16 protein-coding genes are annotated in these 22,852 nt (G+C 62.6%); 6 read left to right on the forward strand and 10 right to left on the reverse strand.

Annotated elements, in window-relative coordinates; genetic code table 11:
- Positions 1 to 4: 4 nt before the first annotated feature.
- The 4 genes from sufB to sufU are packed head-to-tail and all read left to right on the forward strand — an operon-like array spanning position 5 to position 4,335.
- Positions 5 to 1,417: a Fe-S cluster assembly protein SufB gene (gene sufB, locus LG373_RS07985; RefSeq protein ID WP_216529593.1), complete on the forward strand. Its 1,413-nt coding sequence runs from the start codon at positions 5 to 7 to the stop codon at positions 1,415 to 1,417.
- On the forward strand, positions 1,417 to 2,673 hold the full coding sequence (locus LG373_RS07990; protein ID WP_225749486.1) for a SufD family Fe-S cluster assembly protein: 1,257 nt from the start codon (positions 1,417 to 1,419) through the stop codon (positions 2,671 to 2,673). The genes sufB and LG373_RS07990 overlap by 1 nt, the downstream gene beginning before the upstream one ends.
- Positions 2,670 to 3,896 carry an aminotransferase class V-fold PLP-dependent enzyme gene (locus tag LG373_RS07995; protein WP_216529591.1) on the forward strand — a complete coding sequence of 409 codons (1,227 nt, stop codon included), beginning with the start codon at positions 2,670 to 2,672 and terminating at the stop codon, positions 3,894 to 3,896. Before LG373_RS07990 ends, LG373_RS07995 begins: the two co-directional genes overlap by 4 nt.
- Complete coding sequence (gene sufU / locus LG373_RS08000) at positions 3,889 to 4,335, forward strand: Fe-S cluster assembly sulfur transfer protein SufU (RefSeq protein ID WP_225749487.1); 447 nt, start codon at positions 3,889 to 3,891, stop codon at positions 4,333 to 4,335. The genes LG373_RS07995 and sufU overlap by 8 nt, the downstream gene beginning before the upstream one ends.
- A 246-nt stretch (positions 4,336 to 4,581) precedes the next feature.
- On the opposite strand, the gene LG373_RS08005 is transcribed toward sufU, so the two are convergent.
- From LG373_RS08005 to LG373_RS08020, 4 genes are all read right to left on the reverse strand, one after another.
- Positions 4,582 to 6,888 (reverse strand): DUF3307 domain-containing protein, encoded by a 2,307-nt coding sequence (locus tag LG373_RS08005; RefSeq protein WP_225749488.1) that lies wholly within the window; start codon positions 6,886 to 6,888, stop codon positions 4,582 to 4,584.
- Positions 6,889 to 7,170: 282 nt separating this feature from the next.
- Positions 7,171 to 8,100: a cysteine synthase A gene (gene cysK / locus LG373_RS08010; protein WP_225749489.1), complete on the reverse strand. Its 930-nt coding sequence runs from the start codon at positions 8,098 to 8,100 to the stop codon at positions 7,171 to 7,173.
- A 105-nt stretch (positions 8,101 to 8,205) separates the two neighbouring features.
- Positions 8,206 to 9,570 carry an MFS transporter gene (locus LG373_RS08015; RefSeq protein WP_216529585.1) on the reverse strand — a complete coding sequence of 455 codons (1,365 nt, stop codon included), beginning with the start codon at positions 9,568 to 9,570 and terminating at the stop codon, positions 8,206 to 8,208.
- A gap of 6 nt (positions 9,571 to 9,576) precedes the next feature.
- Positions 9,577 to 11,028: a M20/M25/M40 family metallo-hydrolase gene (locus LG373_RS08020; RefSeq protein ID WP_216529584.1), complete on the reverse strand. Its 1,452-nt coding sequence runs from the start codon at positions 11,026 to 11,028 to the stop codon at positions 9,577 to 9,579.
- A 79-nt stretch (positions 11,029 to 11,107) separates the two neighbouring features.
- On the opposite strand from LG373_RS08020, the gene LG373_RS08025 reads away from it, so the two are divergent.
- Positions 11,108 to 12,610: a LuxR C-terminal-related transcriptional regulator gene (locus LG373_RS08025; RefSeq protein WP_216529583.1), complete on the forward strand. Its 1,503-nt coding sequence runs from the start codon at positions 11,108 to 11,110 to the stop codon at positions 12,608 to 12,610.
- A 139-nt stretch (positions 12,611 to 12,749) separates the two neighbouring features.
- Complete coding sequence (locus LG373_RS08030; RefSeq protein ID WP_114567518.1) at positions 12,750 to 14,435, forward strand: FAD-dependent oxidoreductase; 1,686 nt, start codon at positions 12,750 to 12,752, stop codon at positions 14,433 to 14,435.
- 162 nt (positions 14,436 to 14,597) lie between these two features.
- Here LG373_RS08030 and LG373_RS08035 read toward each other — a convergent pair whose 3' ends face one another.
- The 6 genes from LG373_RS08035 to ahpC all read right to left on the reverse strand — a co-directional run bounded on the left by LG373_RS08035 (position 14,598) and on the right by ahpC (position 22,763).
- Positions 14,598 to 15,140 carry a methylated-DNA--[protein]-cysteine S-methyltransferase gene (locus LG373_RS08035; RefSeq protein ID WP_216529582.1) on the reverse strand — a complete coding sequence of 181 codons (543 nt, stop codon included), beginning with the start codon at positions 15,138 to 15,140 and terminating at the stop codon, positions 14,598 to 14,600.
- A gap of 99 nt (positions 15,141 to 15,239) precedes the next feature.
- Entirely contained in the window at positions 15,240 to 16,385 is a 1,146-nt protein-coding gene (locus LG373_RS08040) for a DUF3810 domain-containing protein (protein ID WP_216529581.1), read from the reverse strand.
- A gap of 76 nt (positions 16,386 to 16,461) precedes the next feature.
- Positions 16,462 to 17,505 carry a ribonucleotide-diphosphate reductase subunit beta gene (locus tag LG373_RS08045; protein WP_216529580.1) on the reverse strand — a complete coding sequence of 348 codons (1,044 nt, stop codon included), beginning with the start codon at positions 17,503 to 17,505 and terminating at the stop codon, positions 16,462 to 16,464.
- A gap of 215 nt (positions 17,506 to 17,720) precedes the next feature.
- Entirely contained in the window at positions 17,721 to 20,252 is a 2,532-nt protein-coding gene (locus LG373_RS08050; protein ID WP_225749490.1) for a ribonucleoside-diphosphate reductase subunit alpha, read from the reverse strand.
- A gap of 295 nt (positions 20,253 to 20,547) precedes the next feature.
- Entirely contained in the window at positions 20,548 to 22,188 is a 1,641-nt protein-coding gene (locus LG373_RS08055) for an FAD-dependent oxidoreductase (protein ID WP_225749491.1), read from the reverse strand.
- An 11-nt stretch (positions 22,189 to 22,199) separates the two neighbouring features.
- The gene (gene ahpC, locus LG373_RS08060; RefSeq protein ID WP_225749492.1) at positions 22,200 to 22,763 is read right to left on the reverse strand and encodes an alkyl hydroperoxide reductase subunit C; all 564 of its coding nucleotides are present in this window, start codon (positions 22,761 to 22,763) and stop codon (positions 22,200 to 22,202) included.
- Positions 22,764 to 22,852 lie beyond the last annotated feature (89 nt).

Genomic DNA, 22,852 nt, shown 5'->3' on the forward strand with positions numbered 1-22,852 from the left:
AGCCATGACGAAGCAACGAACGTACGTCGACGACATCGACCGCAGCCTGTACGATTTCGCGAACGACGAAACCGGCATCGAGCGCCTTGACGCGGGGCTTACGCCGTCCATCGTACGCGAGATATCCGAGCGCAAGAACGAGCCCGGCTGGATGCTGGACTTCCGCCTGCAATCCCTCGACACGTACCATCGTATGAAAAACCCTGATTGGGGCCCTGGGTTGAGCGGCCTCAACATGGACGACATCGCCACGTACGTGAAGCCCAACACGGAGATGCAAAGCGACTGGGACAGCCTTCCCGACGACGTCAAAAACACGTTCGACCGCCTGGGGATACCCGAGGCCGAGCGCGAGTACCTTGCCGGCGTGGGGGCGCAGTACGATTCCGAGCTGGTCTACCACAGCATGCAGGACACCGCCGCCAGCATGGGCATCGTCTACTCCGGCATCGAGGAAGCGCTCCTTGACCCGGATTGGGAGCCGCTCATCAAAGAGAAGTTCATGACGCTCATCCCGCCCACCGACCACAAGTTCGCCGCGCTGCACGGCGCGGTGTGGAGCGGCGGGTCGTTCGTCTACGTTCCGAAGGGCGTCAAGCTGGACTTTCCCTTGCAAAGCTACTTTCGCCTGAACGCGAAGGGAGCCGGTCAGTTCGAGCACACGCTCATCATCGTGGAAGACGGCGCCGACCTGCATTTCATCGAAGGCTGCTCCGCGCCGAAGTACAACGTGGCGAACCTGCACGCCGGAGCGGTGGAGCTGTTCGTGGGCAAGCAGGCGCGCCTGCGCTATTCGACCATCGAGAACTGGTCGAAGAACATGTACAACCTCAACACCAAGCGCGCCCGCGTGGACGAAGGCGGATCCGTGGAATGGATCAGCGGATCCTTCGGCAGCCACGTCGGCTACCTCTACCCCATGTCCATCCTTGCCGGACGGAAATCCACGTCGAGCTTCACCGGCATCACCTTCGCCGGAGCGGGACAGAACCTGGACACGGGCTGCAAGGTGGTGCTCGCCGCACCCGATACGTCCGCGTCCATCGAAACGAAATCCATCTCGAAAGGCGGTGGCATCTCGACGTTCAGGTCGTCCATCGTAGCCACCGAAGCGGCGAAGGGATCCGCGGCCAGCGTGTCGTGCCAGTCGCTCATGCTCGACGACATCAGCCGCTCAGACACCATCCCGGCCATGGACATTCGCTGCAAGCACGTGGACATCGGACACGAGGCCACCATCGGCCGCATCGGAGACGACAAGGTCTTTTACCTGATGAGCCGCGGCATACCCGAAGAAGAGGCGCGCACGATGATCGTGAACGGCTTCGCCGACCCCGTGTCGAAAGAGCTGCCCCTTGAGTACGCCGTGGAAATGAACAACCTGATCAAGCTTGAAATGGAAGGGGCCATCGGATAATGGAAACCCTCACGATAGAACGCGCGAACGCCATGCCCGCCCCCACGTGGCACAGGCTTCGCATGAACGATGTCGACATAGAACTGCCCGCCGGCTTGACGCACGCGCGCTGCGTGGAGACACTTGCGCCGCCGTCGCTCATCGGCAAGGCGAACGCGTTCGAGCGCGTGGTCGAACGCGCCCAGGCGGCGCTCGACGAAAGGACGCCCGCATCAGAGACCGCGCCTCGAGCCATCGTCGCGGCAGCCTGCGGCACGACCGATCCCGCCGACCTGGACGTTCCCGCGCTCACGCCCTTTCAGCAGATCGCCGCCGAAAGGGAGCTGGAAGGCAGCATGGTGGAGGCATTTGAAACGGGCATGGGCCACCAAGCGCGGGAATATCTTGAATTCGCGGCAGGAGAACCAATTGTGCTGGCCACGAGCCCTGGGGAAACCGCGCGCGCATCCATTCGCATCGAAGGCGTTGACGGCGCGGTCAACGCAGCCGCCATCGACCTGGTCGCGGCCCCGAACTCATCGCTTGCGCTTACCGTCACGATGGACTCCCCTCATGCGGGCGAAGGCGCAGTCGGGACGCGCATCCGCGCATTCGTCGGCGAAAACGCCCGCATCGACCTTGCTTGCACGCAAACGCTCGACGACTCTTGGACGGCGCTCGACGACACCGGCATCGTGCTCGACCGAAACGCTCGCATGACCGTGCGCCACGTCGTGCTGGGCGCGGGCCGCAGCTACACGGGCCTCGCGGCCGACCTGCGAGGAGACGACGCGCGCCTGGATGCGGACACGCGCTACCTGGGGCACGCCCAAGAGCAGCGAGACTTCAACTACGTGGCGCACCAGCGGGGACGACGCACCGCCTGCGTCTTCAACGCCAACGGCGTGCTGACCGGAGCGTCCTCGAAAACGCTGCGCGGGACCATCGAGCTTGCGCACGGATGCAAGGGGTCCGAAGGGTCCGAGCAGGAAACCGTGCTTCTTGCCGACGAGCGCGTGGAGAACCGCACGGTGCCCGTGATCCTCTGCGACGAAGACGACGTGGCCGGAAACCACGGAGCCACGATCGGCCACGTGCGTCCGGAGCAGCTGTTCTACCTGGCCAGCCGAGGGGTATCCCCCGATGCAGCCGAGCGCCTGTTCGTCACTGCCACGTTCGAGGAAGCGGCGCTCAGCGCCGAGGACGACAGAACCCGCGCCGCCGTAGCCCGTTTAGCCGCCGCACGCGGCATCGTTTTCGAGGAGGCAACCGCATGAGCGTCGACATAGCCGCCAATCCGTACCGCAAGGACTTTCCGCTGCTCGCGGCAAACCCAAGCCTGGCGTTTCTGGACAGCGCCGCCACGGCGCAGCGGCCCGCCGCGGTTCTGGACGCCCAGCGCGCATTCTACGAGACCATGAATGCGAACGCGCTGCGCGGCCTGTACCGGCTTTCGGTGGACGCCACCCAGGCCATCGACGATGCCCGCGCGCGCATCACGCGCTTTATCGGCGCCCATAACCCCCGCGAGCTGGTATTTTGCCGCAACGCCAGCGAAGCGCTCAACCTGGTTGCAAAGGCTTTCGCGCCCACGGTGCTCGAGCCGGGCGACGAGGTGTGCATCACCATCATGGAGCACCATTCGAACCTCGTCCCCTGGCAGCAAGCATGCCGCGACGCAGGAGCCGACCTCGTGTACTTGTACCCTGACGAAAACGGCGTGATCACGAACCAGGAACTGGATGTCAAAATAGGGCCGAAGACCAAGATCGTGGCTGCCGCGCACGTATCGAACGTCCTCGGGATCGAGAACCCTCTGGCGGCCATGGCCGAACGCGTCCATGCTCAGGGGGGCTACCTGGTGGTCGACGGCGCCCAGTCGGTGCCCCACATGCCCGTGGACGTGCGCGCGCTCGGCTGCGACTTCTTCGCCTTCTCGGCGCATAAGGCGTTCGGCCCCTTCGGCGTGGGCATGCTCTGGGGCAGCCTGGACTTGCTTGAAGAGATGCCCCCGTTTCTCACGGGCGGCGAGATGATATCGTCGGTCACGCAGGCCGACGCCGTCTGGGCTCCCGTGCCCGAAAAGTTCGAAGCGGGCACGCAGGACGCTGCGGGCATCGCCGCGTCCGCCGCGGGCATCGCGTACCTCGAGAGCATCGGCTGGGACGCCGTGCAAGCGCGCGAGCAGGCGCTCGTGCGCGCATGCATGGACCGCCTGGCGAAGCTTCCCTACGTCCGCGTTCTCGGCCACCCCGACCCGGCGCAGCATCATGGCGTCATCAGCTTCAACGTGGACGGCATACACCCGCACGACGTGGCCAGCATCCTCGACGAGCACAACGTTGCCATCCGCGCCGGTCAGCACTGCGCGCAGCCGCTGCTGACATGGCTGGGAGAAGAGTCGTGCTGCCGAGCCTCGCTGGCGCTCTACAACGACGAAAGCGATATCGAGGCGCTTGCCGAGGGCCTCGACACCGTCTGGAGGATCTTCAATGGCTAGCATCTACACCGCGGCGCTCATGGAGCACAACGCGCATCCTGATTACAAGTACCCGATGGACGACCCCACGTGCACGTGCGACGGCGTGAACCCCAGCTGCGGCGACGAGCTGACGCTGGCGCTGCGCCTGAACGGAAACGTGATCGAGGAAGCCGCCTTCACCGGCCACGGCTGCGCCGTGAGCCAGGCGGCAGCCGACATGATGGCCGACCTGATCACCGGCGAAACCATCGCCGAAGCGCAGCGCCTTTCCAGCCTCTACCTGGACATGATCAAGGGTCGCCCGCTCACCGACGAGGAGCGCGCCGACCTCGACGAGGCCGCCGAGCTCGAGTCCATCGCCCGCATGCCCGCCCGCGTCAAGTGCGCCGAGCTTGCCTGGCGTACGCTGGAGAAGCTGCTCGAGCAGGAAACGGAGGCAGGACGCAAGGCGCAGTGACGTCGAAACGACAGCGCGCACTCGTTCCACCACTGCACGGGTCGTGCGGATGCTTTTGGCAAAGAAGGGGCGCCTCCGTCAGACGGGGGCGCCCCTTTCATGCCGCTACTCGGCATAGTCGTGGAGCACAGCCTCGATGCTGTTGCCCTCGAGGTCGTAGACGAACGCCGCATGGTAGCCAGGATGATAGTCGCGGAGACCGAACGCGCCGTTATCGGCGCCACCAGCGTGAAGCCACAACCGACTCTACACAGCACCCTCTCCGATTTCGTCATCGCGCTCCGCCAGGCAGCGCTCCAGCATCCTCTCGATTTCGCCTACGTCGCGCTCCCTACCCCTGCTGTCGGTTGGCAACCTGAGCAGCGGGAGCCCACACCGCTTGAGAACCGCATCCTTCATCCGATCCCGTTTGTACTGCTTTGTACCTTCCTTGTGGAATCGCCAGGCATCGACCTCGACGGCCAACAAAGGACGCTTGTTCATCTCGCGGAAGAAGAGGAAATCCACGTGCGTGCGCGGATCCCTCACGTACCTCTCCTCGAGCGGCGAAAGGGAGATGCCCTCGCCTACCAACGTGGACAATCCCACATGGCACCGGAACGACACCCGCGCGAAACGACCCGTTGCGAGCATATCCTCCAAAGCCGTCGCCATGAGGTTCTCGGAATCGTAGAGGGAGACACGCGGATACTTGCCCAAATACCTCGCTCGCTCTTCGGCGTATTCCTTGTACAGCAGGTCGAACACGGACCTGATGTTGCTCTGGACGATTTTGAACCCGTTGTACTCGATATAGCGTGCAAGCTCCTCGATGTCGTTGTCCTTACGTCCGCGAGGATTCTGCGACGCGACGACGCGAAGTTTCTTGACCGCACGAGAAACCGCGACGTTGACCATTTGGGGGTCGCCGACGAAGGCTCCAATGTTGTTTTCGACAGTGGAGAGTATGATGGCGTCGTTCTCGCGTCCTTGGAACTTATGAACCGTCGCCACGGAAACGCCTTCGGGGACCGCCTTTTTCAGCTCGCACACCTGGGGGTTGAACGGCGCGATCACGCCGATGTCCCGAATCTCCGAATCGACCAGCTCGGGAATGATCTCGTCGCACACCACAGAGACTTGGCGCATGTTCCTGCGCCCTCGCTCGTGGTTGCCTGGCACGGTGCGATGGAAGGAGAGCACGTCCCGCTCGCCCTCGTCCTTCGTCATAATGACAAGATCGTCGTCGTAGTACATCTTGTTGCAGAAGCCGATAATTCGAGGATGACAGCGATAGTGCTCTTTGAGCAAAGTCGGTTCCAATGCAGGCCAAAGGCCGAGAACCGACGTGAGCATGCTATGCTTCGCATAGCGGTAGCAATCCGGGACGCGATATTTATCGGCAATACGGTCGGTTTCGTCCGCGCGTTCCCTCTTCACCACATTGGCAAGCTGCTTATGATCGCCGACAACGACCACGTTTTTAGCGCATGCGAAAGCCAAAGCTCCAGCCGCCACGCTTATCTGGGAAGACTCGTCCATGAGAACGCTGTCGTACCTGAAGCCTGGACCGAGGGAAGTCGTGATCGAATGCGTGGTGCTCAACACCACCGGATACTCCTCCGCGAACGCCGCTGATCCGCTCCGCAAGCTCCTTAGCTCGAACGTCCTACGATCCCGATTCGGCGAGTAACGCTTTGCAAGCTGGGCTTTGAACGCCCGCATGGACTTCTCCTCGATAGTCGCCATGTTCGCCTCGAAGTCGTACGACCTTTCCTTTAGGAGGCGAGCCTCGTCCCTCAACTCTCTGAGTTTCGCCCGATAGAACGCGTCTTGCAGCAAAGGCACAACGAGGAAGTCGTCGCGCTCGATCGCATCGAGGTAGAACCCGCCGAAGAAGGCCCTGACGTAGGCGCGGTACAGAAAACCAACGGAGCGGCCCTCCTCGACGCGTCGACCTTCCCGCACCCAAAAACGCAAGATGTTTCGTGAAGTCCGTCCGAAGCGCGGATCATGAGGCTCGACTGCTCCCTTGCCAAGGCTCTCCGCATAGTCCTTGAAGTACTCGTATTCTCTTTCGTACGCGATTATCGATGCCTCGATTTCGGCGAGGCGCCCGCGATCTTCGAGAGCTCGCCCCAATCCGCTCACCAGCTCTCTCACCTCGGCGATAAGTCTTGCACCTTCAAGCCTCACCGCCCCGAATAGGAGGCGGACGAGAATCGCCGCCGGACACCAGACGATCAACAGCACCAAGCCCGTCGACAAAACCATCGCGGCGGATGTCGGGCCCATGACGCCGGCGAGAACCCCAACGATCCCGATCATCGGCGAGCCATCGCAGAACGCCGCGACCACCACTGCGCACAATAATATGCACAACGCCTGATCGACGCCGAAAACGGCCAGCGACGAGCCGATTCGCTTCTCGAGTCGAGCCTTGCCGAAATCTATGAGCGCATGAGATATCGACAAGATGAGCCAAACAAGGACGATACCGTCAAGCGGAAGCGTTACGGAAACGAAAAACGCCATGCACAGCGCATAGCATCCGCAATGAAAATATAGCAGCAAGATATATTGCTTTTACTAGTACCAATGTTTTTTGTTGCTAATATCAAATAGCAACAAAAAACATTGCCATTGCACGTTAGCGCGCAATGGACGAACCAGATGTCTGGGAGAGTCGCGAACCGCGGAGCCGTAACGCGGCATTTCAAGATATTGTCGCCCGAAACGTACGGTTTTCGGCTCGATTCCGTCCGTTTCGGGCGACAATGCATCTTGCAACAAAAGGGTCCACCGCAGGTCGTTCGAACCTGCGGCGGACCCTCCTTGCTGTATCGTCCCCGAACGTTAGAAGTCGAACATCGCCGTCGAGAGGTAACGCTCGCCTGTATCGGGAAGAATGACCACGATGGTCTTCCCCTCGTTTTCCGGGCGGCGCGCCAGCTCGGTGGCGGCGGCCACGGCCGCCCCCGAAGAAATGCCCACGAGCAGGCCTTCCTTCGCCGCCAGCTCGCGCCCCGCCGCGAAAGCGTCCTCGTCGGCCACGGCGATCACCTCGTCGTACACCTCGGTGTTCAGCGTGTCGGGCACGAAGCCCGCGCCAATGCCCTGGATCTTGTGCGCGCCCGCGCGTCCCTCGGACAGCACCGGCGAAGTCGCGGGCTCCACGGCAACCACCCGGACGTTCGGGTTCATGCGCTTCAGGTACGCGCCCGTGCCGCTCACCGTGCCGCCCGTGCCCACGCCCGCCACGAAGATGTCCACATCGCCGCCGGCAGCTTCCCAGATTTCCGGCCCCGTGGTGGCCTCGTGCACCGCCGGGTTCGCCGGATTCACGAACTGGCCGGGAATGAACGAATTGGGAATCTCGGCCGCCAGCTCGTCGGCGCGCGCGATGGCGCCCTTCATGCCCTGCGCGCCCTCGGTCAGCACGAGTTCCGCGCCGTATGCCTTCATGAGGTTGCGGCGCTCGACCGACATCGTTTCCGGCATGGTGATGATAAGGCGCATGCCGCGCGCAGCGGCGATAGCAGCCAAACCGATGCCGGTGTTTCCCGACGTAGGCTCGATGAGCACGGTGTCCTGGTCGATAAGCCCATCGGCCAACGCCTGGTCGATCATGGCCTTCGCGATGCGGTCCTTCACCGACCCGCCCGGATTGAACGATTCAACCTTGCCGACGATCTTCGCCTTCAGGTTGTGGTTGCGCTCGTAATTCGTCAGCTCCACCAGCGGCGTAGCGCCGATCAGCTCCGACACGCTCTTGTAAACCGTCATATCTCGCCCGCTTTCTCATCTGCGCCCGGCAAGCTCCCGGCCGACAATCGGCCTCAACCCCAGGCTTCCCTTGTGTCGCAGTAAATCCTACTTTCTTTATAGGTTTTAGTCAAGAACCCCTTCCGGCAAAATCTCGAATCCCTCGGCATCCAACTCCGGCGCGCCCTCGGCACGTCGCCGGGCAACCAGCCGCTTCGCTGCAGGAATGGACGCCAGCAGCGCCGCTCCCATGACGACGCTCGCCACGATGACCATGATCCACACCGGCGCGAACGACAGGTAGGCGTCGAACATCACGCCCGACACCACCGCTCCCACCGCGGCGCCCAAAAGCTCGAACGCCGTGACAATGCCCGTCACCGTGCCAAGATCCTTCTTGCCGTACTCCTTCACCACCATGATAGGCGGCGCCACCGTGCCCATGCAGGTGGCGAACCCGAAGAACAAGCAGGCCAAAATCGGGCCCCAGTCGGTAGCGGGAAACAGCAGCATGACACCGGCCAAAACCGACGTGATCGTGCCGAGGATCGTACCCGTGCGCATGCCCCATCGATCGTAGATGGCGCCGAGCGCCACCTTCGCCACGATGACCACCGCCAGGTAGAACGACCATACGCTGCCGGCCCACAGGGTCGAATGGCCGCCGGTGACCACTTCGGTGCCCCCTACGGTCACGCTCGTCATGTTCGCAATGGAGTTCGTGATGATGCAGCCGTTCGTGATGCCCATGGCCACGAACCCGATCACCAGCAACCAGAACGCCGAGCTCGAGCGCAAGGTCTTCCATCCCACCGAAACGTTAACGGGAACGTCGGGCGAGCGATCTTCCTTCACCTCCTCGACCTGGCCCGCGCCGTAAGGGACCATGCCCTTGTCGCTCGGGCGCGTGCTGAACGTCGCCAGCACAAGCGGCAGCGCAGCCACGAAGCACACCACGGCCAGCAGCAAAAACGCCGCACGCCAGCCCGACGCCTCGATCATGGCGCTCGTAACCGGGGAAAGCACCACCCCGCCAAGACCCGATCCTGAAAGCGCGATGGACACTGCCAAGCCGCGCTTGAGCGTGAACCAGTTCGAGATGACCACCGAAACCAGTAGGCGCGTGCCCGCGACCACCACCATGCCAGCCACCACGCACAGCGCGTACAACTGCCAGGCGGCCGTGATGAACGAGAGTCCCACCAGCACAAGAGAGCTGGTCAGCACCGTCACCGTACCCAGCACGCGCGCCGAGCACGTATCGGTAAGCCGCCCGATCACCAGCGACGCGAACACCGCAACCACCGTGGTGATGGAAACGCCCGTGTTGAATTGCCCCACCGTCAACCCTAGGTCGCGCACGATATGCGTCTGGAACAACGGGATGCAGTTCACGAACACCGTGTAACACGTCGCCATGATCAGCAGGCCGCCCGCAACGATCCACCACCCGTAGAAGATCTTCCCCTCGCTCGACCCCTTTTCAGCCATGCTTCCTCATTTCCCCAGCTTATCCAAATGCCGAATGAACTCGATGTAGAACCCCACTCCGCGCTTGAACGCGTCCACGTCCAAATTCTCGTCTTGCCCGTGAATACGCGTGCGCTGATCGCCCTTGAACAAGATGCCCGCGAACCGGTACGTGCGCGGGCACGCGCGGGCAAAATGACGCGCATCGCTGCAGCTGGTTTGCACGTACGGCGCGATGCCCGCCTCGGGATAGACCGCGTGAATCACGCGACGCAGATAGTCGAACGCCGGGTCGTCCTCAAACGGCGAGACCGGAGACGGCTCGCTGACCTCGAACAGCTCGTACGCGGTATCCTCGTCGAAGCGCTGCTTGATGCGAGAAAACGCATCGTCGACGGTCTCGCCGGGATCGACGCGCACGTTAACGGTGGCTTTCGCCTGCTTGGAAATCACGTTGTGCGCCTTCGATCCCTCAAGCTGCGTGAGCGCGTACGTGGTGCGAACCATGGCGGCCGTTTCGGGGTCGCGCTGCATGATGCGAACCACTAAAGGCCGAAACAGCCACAAGTTGCCGAACACCAAGCGCAGGCCGAAGCCGCCGCGCGCGGCCAGCTCCTTGAGCATGGCCGCCACCGGATCGGACAGGCGCGACGCGGGAGGATTCTGCTGCAATCCGTCCAACCCCGCCACCAGCTTCGCCGCGGCGTCTTCAAGCGAAGGGGTTGCCGCATGGCCCCCTGCGGAGCTCGTGGTGACGCGCGCGTTGAAAATACCCTTTTCCGCCACGCCCACAACGGCGAATTGGCCGCTCACGCCTAGCGGAGGGTTGTCGATAACCGCCCCGCCTTCGTCAAGCACCAGGTAAGGAACTCGCCCGATGCCCTTCAGGTACTCGACCATGCGCGGAGCCGTGTCGCCGCCGTCCTCTTCGGTGTTCGACGAGAAGAAGTAGATGTCGCGCGGAGGAACGTATCCTTCCGAAAGCAGTTGCTCGGCCGCCTCAAGAAGCCCGGCCCAGATGCACTTCGTATCCACCGCGCCGCGCGCATAGATCTTCCCGTCCGCAATGTCGGCGGCGAACGGATCATGCGACCATCCATGCGGGTCGGCCTCCACCACGTCGTGGTGCGCCATGAGCACCACCGGGGCAAGCGCGCGATCGGATCCTTTCCAAAGAAGCGAGATGCCGTATCCGTCGATCATTTCAAGATCCATAGACGCGAACACGCGCGGATACAATCGGCGCAGCTTGGGCACGAACTCGTCGAAAGCGCTGTGGTCGGCCTCGGGGCTGCCCGCACCCCACACGGTAGCGCTGCGAAGCATTTCGCGAAAACGTTCGACAGCCTCGTCCGATCCCATCGCCTGACTCTCCGGCAACGGATCGGAAACGGGCGTCGGCCTAAGCCTTACGGCATTCACCGTCAATACGACTGCGAACAGCGCGACAATCGCAACAGCAAAAACGAACACGGTCATATACGAACCCTTCTCTGCGGCACCATGCGGCCATTATAGACCCAACTGCTATAATCCCCCGCAAGGGGAAGGGGATCGGATGGCGCTCATCGACAGGGTTCACGGAACAGCGGGCATCAAAATCATCGTAGGATCGGCGTTTCTTTGGGCCTGGCTCGACGCGCTGTTCATGAGCGCGTTCTTCACGGCGCCCGACACGAAAGGGCTCACGGCCGAGTTGGCCGCCGTGGCCGTGTTCGGCTTCAGCGCATTCGGATACGCAGCAGCCCTCAAGAAACCGGCCGCGATCAACAGGCTCATCGCCGGGAAGCGCTTGCCGCTGATCGCAGCCTTGTTGGGAACCGCAGGTTCTTTGCTGCTCGTGTTTTCGGGCTTCGGATTCGGTTGGATGCCGCTTGCTATCGGAAGCGCGCTCGTCGCCCTGTTCGTCGCCGTGTTCCAGATCGGATGGGGCGCCGCATACTGCCAAGAAGGGGCCCGCACCGCCACGCCCTACGTCGCCGGCGCCTTCGCGTGCGCCGTCGTCATCGACACGCCCATGCTCTTCATGATCCCGGAAGCGTCTGCGGTGTTCTTCTCGCTGCTGCCCCTTATTTCGGGCCTGATCTTCACCACGGTGCCGCCCGACCAGCGAACCTATCGCCGAACCGCGGAAAGCTCGGTCCCCGCAAGGCGCGGCGTGTGTGCCCACCTGAAAACCCACCTGGGAATCTCGATGATGCTCCTGTGCGCCGCGGCGCTCGTGCTGACCAGCTTCGGATACCTGCAGCACCTCGTTTCCTTCTCGTCCGTCGCCAGCAACGGATCACCCGGCGGCGTGATCGTGCAAGTGGCCCGCGGCATAGCCGCCATCCTCATGTTCGGCATCGTCTGCATCGCCCCGCAGCGAGCAAGCGCCGTTTATCGCGTGGGGCTGCTGGCAATGATCGCCGGTTTCATGATGATGTCGTTTCTGTTCGGCTCCGAGTTGTTCTGGATTGCGGGAGCGGTCATCATCAGCGGCTATACCGCCTTCGATCTGCTGGTATGGGTCGTTTTCTCCCAGATTGCCCACACGCAGTCCCGCGATCCGCTCAAAACCGTCGCCGCCGTGCGATTGCTTGCGGTCATCTGCTACGTCGTGGGCGCCCTTGCGGGCATCCTTTTGGTGGGCAACGACCAATCCACGCACGCGTTCGTCTTCCAGGAAACCACGGCCATCGGCTATCTGGTGGTCATCGCAACCGTGCTGCTGCTCAGCAGCGAGGATATTTGGATGCTGTTCGGCTACACCGCACGCGCAGGGTCGGCCAATCAGGAAGGACTGGGACAGGAGGAACGCCTTGCCGCATGGTTCGACCGTATTGGCCTTACCGCGCGCGAGCGCGACATCGCGTCGCTTCTGGCCGCCGGTCGCACCCAGCCCTGGATCGCCGACTGCTTGAGCATATCCGAGAACACGGTGGGAACCCACGTGCGCCACATCTACCAGAAAGCGGACGTCCACAATCGCCAAGAGTTTATCGACCGCGCCATTTCACCTGATCATCCAGCATCACCTGAATCACGTGACCGCGTCTCAAGCGTCACGGATGTCACCTGATATTCCAAAATACGGGCATTCGGGCGTTGCGCGGCGCAATCCCTATCCCCCATCTTGAAGCCACGCGAACGAACTCGCGTGCCGCGCTTCTTCGCATCGGCGAGGATCGCGGGAGGGATTGAAAGGGAAGGGGAATTCCATGGAAATCAATCGCAGGAACTTCTTGAAGGGCGCGCTCGTCACCGGCGCCGCAGCAGCGGCCGCCGTTGCGCTGCCGGCGTGCAGCCCCGCCGCTCCGTCCGACTCGTCGGCCGACGCAAGCGGCTCGGCTCAAAGCGGCGCAGGCGCGAAGCATACGTGGGAAGTCGCTCCCGAACCCATCGCCGACATCGCCGAGACGCAGGACTTCGACGTAGTCATCGTGGGCGCCGGCCTCGCAGGCGTCAACGCTGCAGAAGCGGCAGCGCGCAACGGCGCCAAAACGGTGGTCATCGAACGCAACACCGGCATCTCCATCCGCGGCGTGGACGTAGGCCACATCGGCAGCAAGTACCACAAGTCGAACGGCTTCGACCTGGATCCGCGCGTGGCCACGCGCTACCTGCACCACGCGTCTCACCAGACCACGAACTACGACCTCATCTACGTATGGGCCTCGCGCTCCGGCAAGGTGTTCGACTACATCGAGGAGTTGGGCGCAGCGAACGGCGTGAGCATGGTGCCCGCGCTCTCCGGTACCGCCAAGTACGGCAACTGGTCCAAGCTTTCCGACAACTGGCGCGTCTACCCCGATGCCGTATCGTTCGTGCGCGGCGGCGAAACGTACGACATGCGCGACGACGGGCAGCCCGTCAACATCACGTTGGGCGAGCTGGTATACGATTCCGCCAAGAAGAACGGCGCCGAGTTCGTGTTCGAGGCGCGCGCCGAGCAGTTGGTGGGCAATGCGCAAAGCGGCATCACGGGCGTTGTCGCAACCACGAAAGACGGCAAGCACGTGCAGTACAACGCCAAGAACGGCGTCATCCTGGCCACGGGCGACATCGGCGGCAACCAGGAGATGGTGGACGTGTTCTGCCCCATCTCGAACCGCTCGGACGCGAACGTGTACGCCCCCGCCGGCTTCAACAACGGCGACGGCATCCTCATGGGATGCTGGGCGGGCGCGGCCATGTCGAAAAGCCCCGCTGCGCCGATGATTCACCAGTTCACGCTCGACACGCTTGAGTTCAACCTCACGTCCTTCATCATGAGCTGGCTTGCGGTCAACGCCAACGGCGAGCGCTACGGCGCCGAGATGCCCTTCGAGCCCATGCTGACCAACGCCCGCATGAACACGCCCGGCAACGTTGCCTGGTCCGTCTTCGACAGCGACTACGAGACGTACGTCATGCAGCAGCAGCCCGAGCGCTTCGATCGCTTCACCGACGGCCTGGACGCCGTCATGGAAAAGTGGCTGGGCAACGGCAAGCTCATCAAGGCCGACACGCTCGACGATCTGGCGAAGCAGCTCGACATCCCGGCGGACGCGTTCAAGGCCACCGTGGAACGCTACAACAGCATGGCCGAAGCCGGCGAGGACATCGACTTCGACGTGCCCGCGCAGTGGCTCGCACCGGTCAAGACCCCGCCGTTCTACGCGACGAAGAACGTGTGCAGCACGCTGACCATCCCGTTCGGCCTGCACGTGAACGCCGACTCCCAGGTGCTCACGGCGGAAGACCAGCCGATCGACGGCCTGTTCGCCATCGGCAACGTGCAGGGCGACTTCTTCGGCAACGACTACCCCGTGCACTGCCCCGGCGTCAGCCATGGCCGCTGCGTGACGTTCGGCCAGTTGGTCGGCGAAGCGTGCGCGAAGGACACGGTCATCAGCAAGATCTAGCGCAACCGAGCGTCACCGTACTCCCTCCCGCGAAAAGGCCGCATCAAGCGGCCTTTTCGTCATCTTGGATCTTGGAATGTCGAGCGAAAAGCAACAAGGGCGCCCTCCGCTCTCCTGCAACGGCAAGGAAGATACCCTGCGCCGTCCTGCAACGCCGCGCCCCTACAACGCCGTGCCGCGCGTTGGCACGTAGAGGCCCTTCATGTTCGCGCCCTCGTGCTCGAGCAGCCAGATTTTGCGCTCGATGCCGCCCGCGTACCCCGTAAGACTGCCGTCCGACCCGACCACACGATGGCACGGAATGATGACGGAAATGGGATTATGCCCAACGGCTCCGCCCACCGCCTGGGAAGACATCTTCTCTCTGCCGTCTTCTTGCGCGATCTCGCACGCCAGCTCGCCGTACGTGCGCACGCAACCGTAGGGGATCTCCATGAGTTTGCGCCAGACGCGCAGCCGAAACGCGGTGCCGTTCGGCTTCAAGGGCAGCTCCGCGATCGCAGGCTGCTCGCCAGCGAAGTACCGATCGAGCCAATCCTTCGCCTGCGCGAATATCGGCAGATCGTCGTTCGGGGCCATTTCGCCGTTCACGGTGCCGCCGAAGTACTTCTGCCCCGCCATCCACAGCCCGACGATGCCCTCGCCGTCGCTCGCAAGCGTGACTTCGCCGAACTCGGGGTGAGCGTAGTTCGTCCGATATACCATGCGCGTTCCTTTCGTCCATTCGGCAAGCGAATCCCGCAGGCAGCCGCCCGCGCACCCGCGCGCAGACCCTTCTCGCACAAGTCTACCGCGAAAAGGGCGCTACTGCCCCGCCGCTCGCTGTTCGGCCAAAAGCAGATCCACCATGCGTCCGTAGCTTTGCATGCCGTCGGCTTGGTCGTTCGCCTTCAGGTACGTATCGTTGGCTGCGTTGGAGACGTTTTGAACCGGCCCCTCGTACTTCGCCCAATGCTGCGCGCGCTCAGCAAGATCGCGCTGCACCGCCGCCGACAGTCCCAAGGAAATCGCACTTGCCGCATCCGAGTCGACCCTCCGCAGCGCCGAGATGACGTTGTCGTACGCCAGCACGTATCCGCTGTAGCGCATCAGCGCGTCATCGGATTGCCTGCACGCCAAATACGCGATGAAGTTCGCTTCGTCCTCGCGCATGAATCCGCACTGGTGCGCCAGTTCGTGCGCCATGGTCCAGGGGATCACGAACAGCGGATTGTCCACGTTGATATTCGATTCCATCGTGAAGGGGAAGAACATGCCGCCGATGTTCGCGTACGACAGCAGCTTGGAGGCGATCACTGGTTTCGGCGGCGAGTACAGCGGCCGCTCCAACGCCGGATACTGTTCGGCAAGCTTGCGCATGGCCTCAACCGACTCCCGCGCGTAGCGCTCGAACTGGCCCGGATGGGCGTCGAACAGGTCCGCGTCGTCGCCCAGCTGCGCCCGGGTTCGCCCCAGCTCGTCAGCAAGCGAGGCGGCAAGCGCCACAAGCTCTTCCTGGCGCTGCGCGGCATCGACGCCGGCTTCCTCCACATTGTAGCCAGCGTGCTCGGCGAAGGTATGCCGATAGTAGTTCAGCCCGCACAACGCCGTGAACAGGAAGTACACCGTGCAGCAGATGGCCGCCGCGCCCATCGCGGCGCGGTACGCCACCATAAGCCGCTCCCCCTTGCCCACAACGAGCTTGCGAACGCAGAAGCCCAGATAACCTGCGCAAAACAGCAGGAACAGCGCCACGACCCACTCGGCCACGGAAAAACTCGCAAGCGAGGGCAGAAACCCCACGACCGACGACAACGCCGGATACGCCGCCTGGCTGTACACCTGCTCCGTCCAGTCGGGATGCTGCCGCGCATACGCGGTCATCGCCAGCGCGACAGCCCCAAGCGGAAGGAACAGCATCCGTTTGAGCAAGAAGTCCCGCACGCCGCGTTTCGATTCGTTGGTTTTCATACGGGACAGTATACCCGCGCCGTCAAACCGCAAGGTCGTCAACCGATCAAGAACGACCCGCGAGCAAGCCGCGTCCCTACAGGTCGTCCACCAGCGCGCTCGACTTCGCATAGGCGGTGCTGCGCGCCTCGAAGAAGTCCGTCTTGATCATGTTCGCGTTCGCGAATTGGCTCACCCACGACATGCTCTCCGGCTCGCGCTCGTGACCTTCGTACAAGGGATCGAATCCCAGCTGAGCGCAGCGAAGGTTGCCCAGGTACTGAATGTAATCGGTCACCATCTGGCGGTTAAGACCGACCACGTCGTCGCCGATGGCGTAATGACCCCAGCGAATCTCCTGCTCGCACCCCTCCTTGATCATGGCGCGGTACTCGTCGATCAGCTCGGACGTGAACAGCGCGGGCTCCTCTTCCTTGAGTTCCAGCAAAATGTTGCGGAACAGCCACAGGTGCGTGTTCTCGTCGCGGTTGATGTAGCGGATCTCCTGCACCGACCCCGGCATGAGGTTGTTGCGGCCCAGATTGTAGAAGAACATGAAGCCGCTGTAGAAGTACACCCCTTCCAAAATGTAGTTCGCCACCAGCACGCGCGCGAGCGCTTCGGGGCTCTTGTCGTCCTGGAACTCGTTGTACAAATCGCCGATGAACTCATTGCGCCTCAGAAGATGCTCATCCTCCTTCCACTGGTACAGCACGTCGTTGCGCTCTTGCGGCTCGCAGATGGTATCGAGCATGTAGCTGTAGCTTTGGCTGTGCACGGTTTCCTGGAACGTTTGGATGGCCAGGCACAGGTTCACCTCGTTGGCGGTGATGTACTCGCCCACGTTGGGCAGGTTCGCCGACTGCAGGCTGTCAAGGAAGATGAGAAACGACAGGATCTTGTCGTAAGCGCGCCGCTCGGGCGCGGGCAGCTTGCGGTAATCCTTGATGTCCACGCCAAGGTTGATCTCCTCGGGTATCCAGAAGTTGTTCATGGCCTGGCGGTACCAGTCGCTGGCCCATTCGTACTTCATGTTGTTGAAGTCGTTGAGGTTCGTCGTGTTCCCGCCGATCATCCGCCGGTCGAGCACATCGGTGTCCCCCAGCGGGTTGAACAGGGGCTTCTTCTTGAGTTGAGACATTGCAGGCTATCTCCTTCCATGCGCCCGCAGGGCGCATATCAAACGCGCAGGTTGGCGCAGTAGGTCAGCGAGGGGCACCAGGGTGCCCGAGATCGTGGGGAGAGCGAGGGCGAAGCGTACTTCGGTACGCGAGGCCTCGGTCTCGCCGCGAGATCGGGTACCAGGGCGCCCCGCAGCGTCGGCAGGTTCCGGCGGCCGACAGGCCGACGGAACCATCACGACGAGCACGCTTCGCACTCTTCCACTTCCAAGCTCTTCGAACGCACGTAGTAGATGGTTTTCACGCCCTCTTCCCAAGCCAGAAGATACAGGTCGAGCACGCGGCGGAACGTGTACTCGTTCGTGATGTACAAGTTCATGCTCTGCGCTTGGTCGATATGGCGCTGACGCGCGCCGCACGCGCGCACCGACCACGTCTGATCGATAAGATGGGCGTTCTTGTAATACCAGAACGTGTCCACCGACAGCTCGGGCGCAACGCGCGGCATGAGCCCGTTTTTCTTCTCCTCCAAAAAGTAGCGGTTCATAACCGGATCAAGTCCCGCCGTGGTACCGGCAATGATGCTCGTGGAACTGGTGGGCGCCACGGCCAGAAGGTAGCCGTTGCGAAGGCCGTGCTCGGCCACGTCGCGCGCAAGGTCCGCCCAGCGCCCGTCGGTCAAGCCCCTGTCGAGAAAATACTCGCCGGTCTGCCAACCGCTCCCCTCGAAGAACTTGTACGAGCCCTTTTCCTGCGCGATGGCGCAGCTGGCGCGCACCGCAGCGTAATGCACGTCGCCGAACACGCGATCAGCGAACGCCAAGTGCTCCTCGCTTTCCCATCGAATGCCGTTTTTCGCCAGCAGATGATGGTAGCCGCTCACACCCAAGCCCACGGGTCGGTACTGGCGGTTGCTGATCTGCGCGTACGGCACCGGGAAGAAGTTGAGGTCGATGACGTTGTCCAGCGCGCGCACCGCGCTCTCGGTGATCTGCGTCAATTCGCGCGCATCGTCCATGTCGATATGCCCCAGCGACAAGCTTGCCAGGTTGCACACCACAAACGCTCCGGGCTTCGTCACCGTCACTACCACCTGCTGGCCGTCAACGTCTTCGATGCGCTGCTCGATCTGCTCGATGGCCTCCATGTTCTGCGCGATCTCGGTGCACAGGTTGCTGCAATAGATCACGCCCCGATGCTTGTTCGGGTTCGCTCGGTTCACCGCATCGCGGTTAAACGTGAACGGCGTTCCCGTTTCCACCGCGCTCTTGATGATCAGCCGGATGACATCCTTGATGGGAATGACCCGCTTCTTGATGCGCGCGTCGGCCACGCATTCCAAGTACTTGCGCGTCCATTCCTCGCCGAAGCAGTCCTCCAGCGCGTAGCCCTTCACCGCAAGAATCTCGTGCGGGCACATGAGATACCAGTCGCCTTCGATGTTATCGCGCGCCTGCTGCCAAAAGTAGTCGGGATAGCACACGGCCGGGAACACGTCGTGCGCCTTCATGCGATCATCGCCGTTGTTCGTGCGCAACGCAAGAAACTCCGGCAGATCGCGATGCCACGCATCCAGGTACACCGCCACGGCGCCCTGGCGCATGCCCAGCTGATCGACCGCCACCGCCGTATCGTTAGCCAGGCGAATCCACCGGATAACGCCGCCGGCCGCACCGTCGAACCCGCGGATGGCGCTGCCCGAAGCGCGCACCTTGCCGAAGTACAAGCCCATTCCGCCGCCGTACTTGCTCACCTTCGCGAAGTTGTCGATGCTGCGGTAGATGCCGTCCAAACTGTCGGGCACCGTATCGATAAAGCACGACGACAGCTGATGAAACGGCTTGCGCGCGTTCGACAACGTGGGCGTAGCCATGGTCACCTTGAGTGTGGACAGCATGTCGTAAAACCGACGCACCCACTGCATGCGGTCCTCCACGCGCTCCTTCATAGCCAGGTGCAGCGCAATGCCCAAAAACATCTCTTGCGGCGATTCGAGCGGCGCGCCTTGATGAGTGCGAATGACGTAGCGATCAAGCAGCAGCTGCAAACCCGCGTACGTGAACAGGTCGTTGCGGCGAAGATCGATGAACGCCGCGGCTTCATCCAGTTCGGCCGGCGTGTAGCTTTGCAGGATGTAGTCGCCGTACAGGCCCTCTTCCGCAAGGTAGGCAACCTTTTGCGCGAAGCCGTCAATGCGGCGCACGGCCATGCGCTCGGCAAGCGCACGCTCGAATTGAAGCATGAGCAGGCGCGCGGCAATCATCTCCCACCGCGGAGCCTCCTGCGTGGTCAGCTCGACCGCCGCCTTGATGAGCATGGCAAGCTTCTGGTCGTCCGAAGCCTCGGGCTTCGCGAACGACTGGAACTTCGCCTGCAAATGCGCAAGCTCGTATTCCTCCTCGGGAAACTCTTTTTGCGCGGCGGCAAGCGCCTCGGCCAAGCCGGAAACGCCCGCGAGCTGCGCGCACAGCTTCTCGCGCGCCATCCGTTTGCGCGCGCGCTCTTCGCGATACAGGATGTAGCTTTTCAGCTCTTGGTAATAATTGGCCTCCATAAGAGCGCGCTCCACCAAGTCCTGCACGTCTTCAACGGCAACGGCGCCGTCGCGAGAAACGGCCTCCATAGCGCGTTCGACGTTCGCCACGAGACGCACCGCCTCGTCATCGGTCAAAGCGCTGCCCACGCTGCGGAACGCCGCGCCCATGGCGCGCTTGATCTTGCCGGCGTCGTACGGCTCCGTCGTGCCGTTGCGTTTGGAAATCTGCATGATGGTCCGTGTCCTTTGCACTCTTGCGGTTGGAACATCCATCCTAGCACGATATGTTGCTAAAATCACAACATATTGGGGAACGAATAGGCAACACACGCTATCGGTGCGACGAGGATCCGAAGGGCCCGCGAAGAAAATCGAACGTTGAGCTGGCCGATCCTCCAGGTGGAGCGCCAAAATCGCACCCTTTCCCGCATGTCTCTGCCCAAAGCACAACGACCCGACCGTGATCTGCGCTCCGACGAGCCCGTTGCCAGAGCGCAGATCACGGTCGGGTCGCCCCGCCTGCCGACTAGCCCACCAAGTCGAGCAGAGTCCCCAGGTTCTTCTTGCCGAAGCTCACGCGTTCGCCGTCGTTCATCACGACGCACGGCACGCTCATTACGTTGAAGCGCTCCTTCAAGTCCGGGAAGTGGTTCAAATCGTACACATCCGCGCGCACGTGAGGGTTCTCCGCCGCGATACGCTGCGCGGCCACCACCGCGTCCGGGCACATCGTGCACGAAAGCGAAACCAGCACCTTCAGGTCGATCGGCCGAGAGATCGCCGCGATAGCCTCGCGCGACTCGTCGTCGATAGGCTGCCCCGGACCCGCGGCGTTGTACAAGCCCAACACGAACGAGGTGAACTCGTGGCCTCCGGGAACGCCGTGGAACGCCAGGCCCGTCGCAGTCCCGTCCGCCCGATGCACCCGCACGCACGGGGCTTCGGCCTCTTCACCCGCATCCTCGCTCACCTCGACCGACAGCTTGTCCGTCAAACGCGCAAGCTCCTCCATGTAAGCTCGAAGCTCTTCGGACGCAGCGCCTTCGCCTAGCGAAAGACGCAGCACAAGCGAGCTCTCCATGCGCCCGAACACCGCATCCAACTGCGCGCGAGCCGCCTGGTCGAACAGGCCGCCGCCCTCTTGAGACGCATTCGCGGCAACGGGCAAGCTTGCCGCCCGTGCCGTCGCACGATCGGGCCGCACGGGAACCAAGCCCGTCCGCTCCTGCATCGCGGCCACGTAGCGCTCCATTTCCGTGGCGGCAAGCGCAGCCTCGCCCGTAGCCGTAACCACTTGGCGCAGCGCCTTTACGCACACGTCGCCTGCAGCGTACAAGCCCTCGACGCTCGTGCGCTGCGATCGGTCGGTCACGATGTAGCCGAATTCGTCAACCTCCGCCGCCTCGCGCACCAGCTCGGTTGCAGGCTCGTATCCGGCGAACACGAACACGCCGAACGAATCGCCCTCGGAGGCGCAACGCTTCGTCACCTCGCCGGTTGCAGTGTCGCGATAGCGCACGCACCGAACGGCGTCGTCGCCCGAAACTTCCTCCAGCTGCGTATGGGGCAGCACCGTTATCTTGTCGTGGGCACGCGCCTCGTCGGCAACCGAAGAGGCACAGGTGAAATCATCCGTAACCATGAGGATGGTCACGTGCGTCGCGTACTTGGTCAGAAACACGCTCTCCTCGGCGGCCGCGTAGCCGCCGCCCACCACGAACACTTCCTTGTCCTGGAAGAACTCGCCGTCGCAGGTGGCGCAGTACGCCACCCCGCGCCCTTGGAACGCGTCTTCGCCCGCAAAGCCCACGCGACGAGGATGCGCGCCCGTGGCAAGCAGCACGGCAAAGCACTGCAGGTCGCCGCGCGTGGTGCGCACGGTTTTCACGTCGCCTTCCAGATCAACGCCCACCGCCTCGGCCAGCAAGAACTCCGCGCCGAACGCTTCGGCTTGGCTGCGCATGGACTCCGCAAGCTCCTTGCCGCTCGAGCTCGGCACGCCAGGATAGTTTACGATCTCCGAGGTAATGGTTATCTGCCCGCCAAAATGATCTTGCTCGACGACGATCACCCGGTAGCGGGCCCGGGCCAGGTACAACGCGGCGGTGAGCCCCGCAGGCCCACCGCCAACGATGACGGCGTCGTAAAGCGTCTGCTCGTTCGCCATATTCGGAAGAACTACAGCTGACCGACCAGGTCCAAGCTGGGCTTGAGCGTTTCAGCGCCGGGTTGCCACTTCGCAGGGCACACCTCGTCGCCGTGCTCGGCCACGAACTGGCTGGCCTGCACGCGACGGAACAGCTCGTCGGCGTTGCGGCCCACGTTGCCCGCGGTCACTTCGTACGCGACGATCTTGCCGTCGGGGTTCACGATGAAGCTTCCTCGCTCGGCCAGGCCGTCCTCTTCGATAAGCACCTCGAAGTCGCGCGCCAGAGCATGCGTCGGGTCGGCCAGCATGGGGTACTGGATCTTCTGAATGCGCTCGGAAGCGTCGTGCCACGCCTTATGCACGAAATGGGTGTCCGTGGAAACGGAGTAGATCTCGCACCCGGCGGCCTTGAACTCGTCGTACTTGTTGGCCAGGTCCTCAAGCTCGGTGGGACACACGAACGTGAAGTCGGCCGGGTAGAAGAAGAACACGCTCCACTTGCCCAGGACGTCGTCCTTGGTCACCGTCTTGAATTCGCCATCCTGAAACGCCTGCACGCTGAAATCAGCTACCTCTTTGTTGATCATAGACATGCTGAGCTCCTATCCACTAATGATATTGATTACTGATAAGGTCTTGCGGATATGATACTGCATCTATGCCATTTTGCTATGCGCTTCAC

Source organism: Paraeggerthella sp. Marseille-Q4926 (assembly GCF_916618935.1).
In the GTDB taxonomy this organism is placed as follows: domain Bacteria; phylum Actinomycetota; class Coriobacteriia; order Coriobacteriales; family Eggerthellaceae; genus Paraeggerthella; species Paraeggerthella hominis.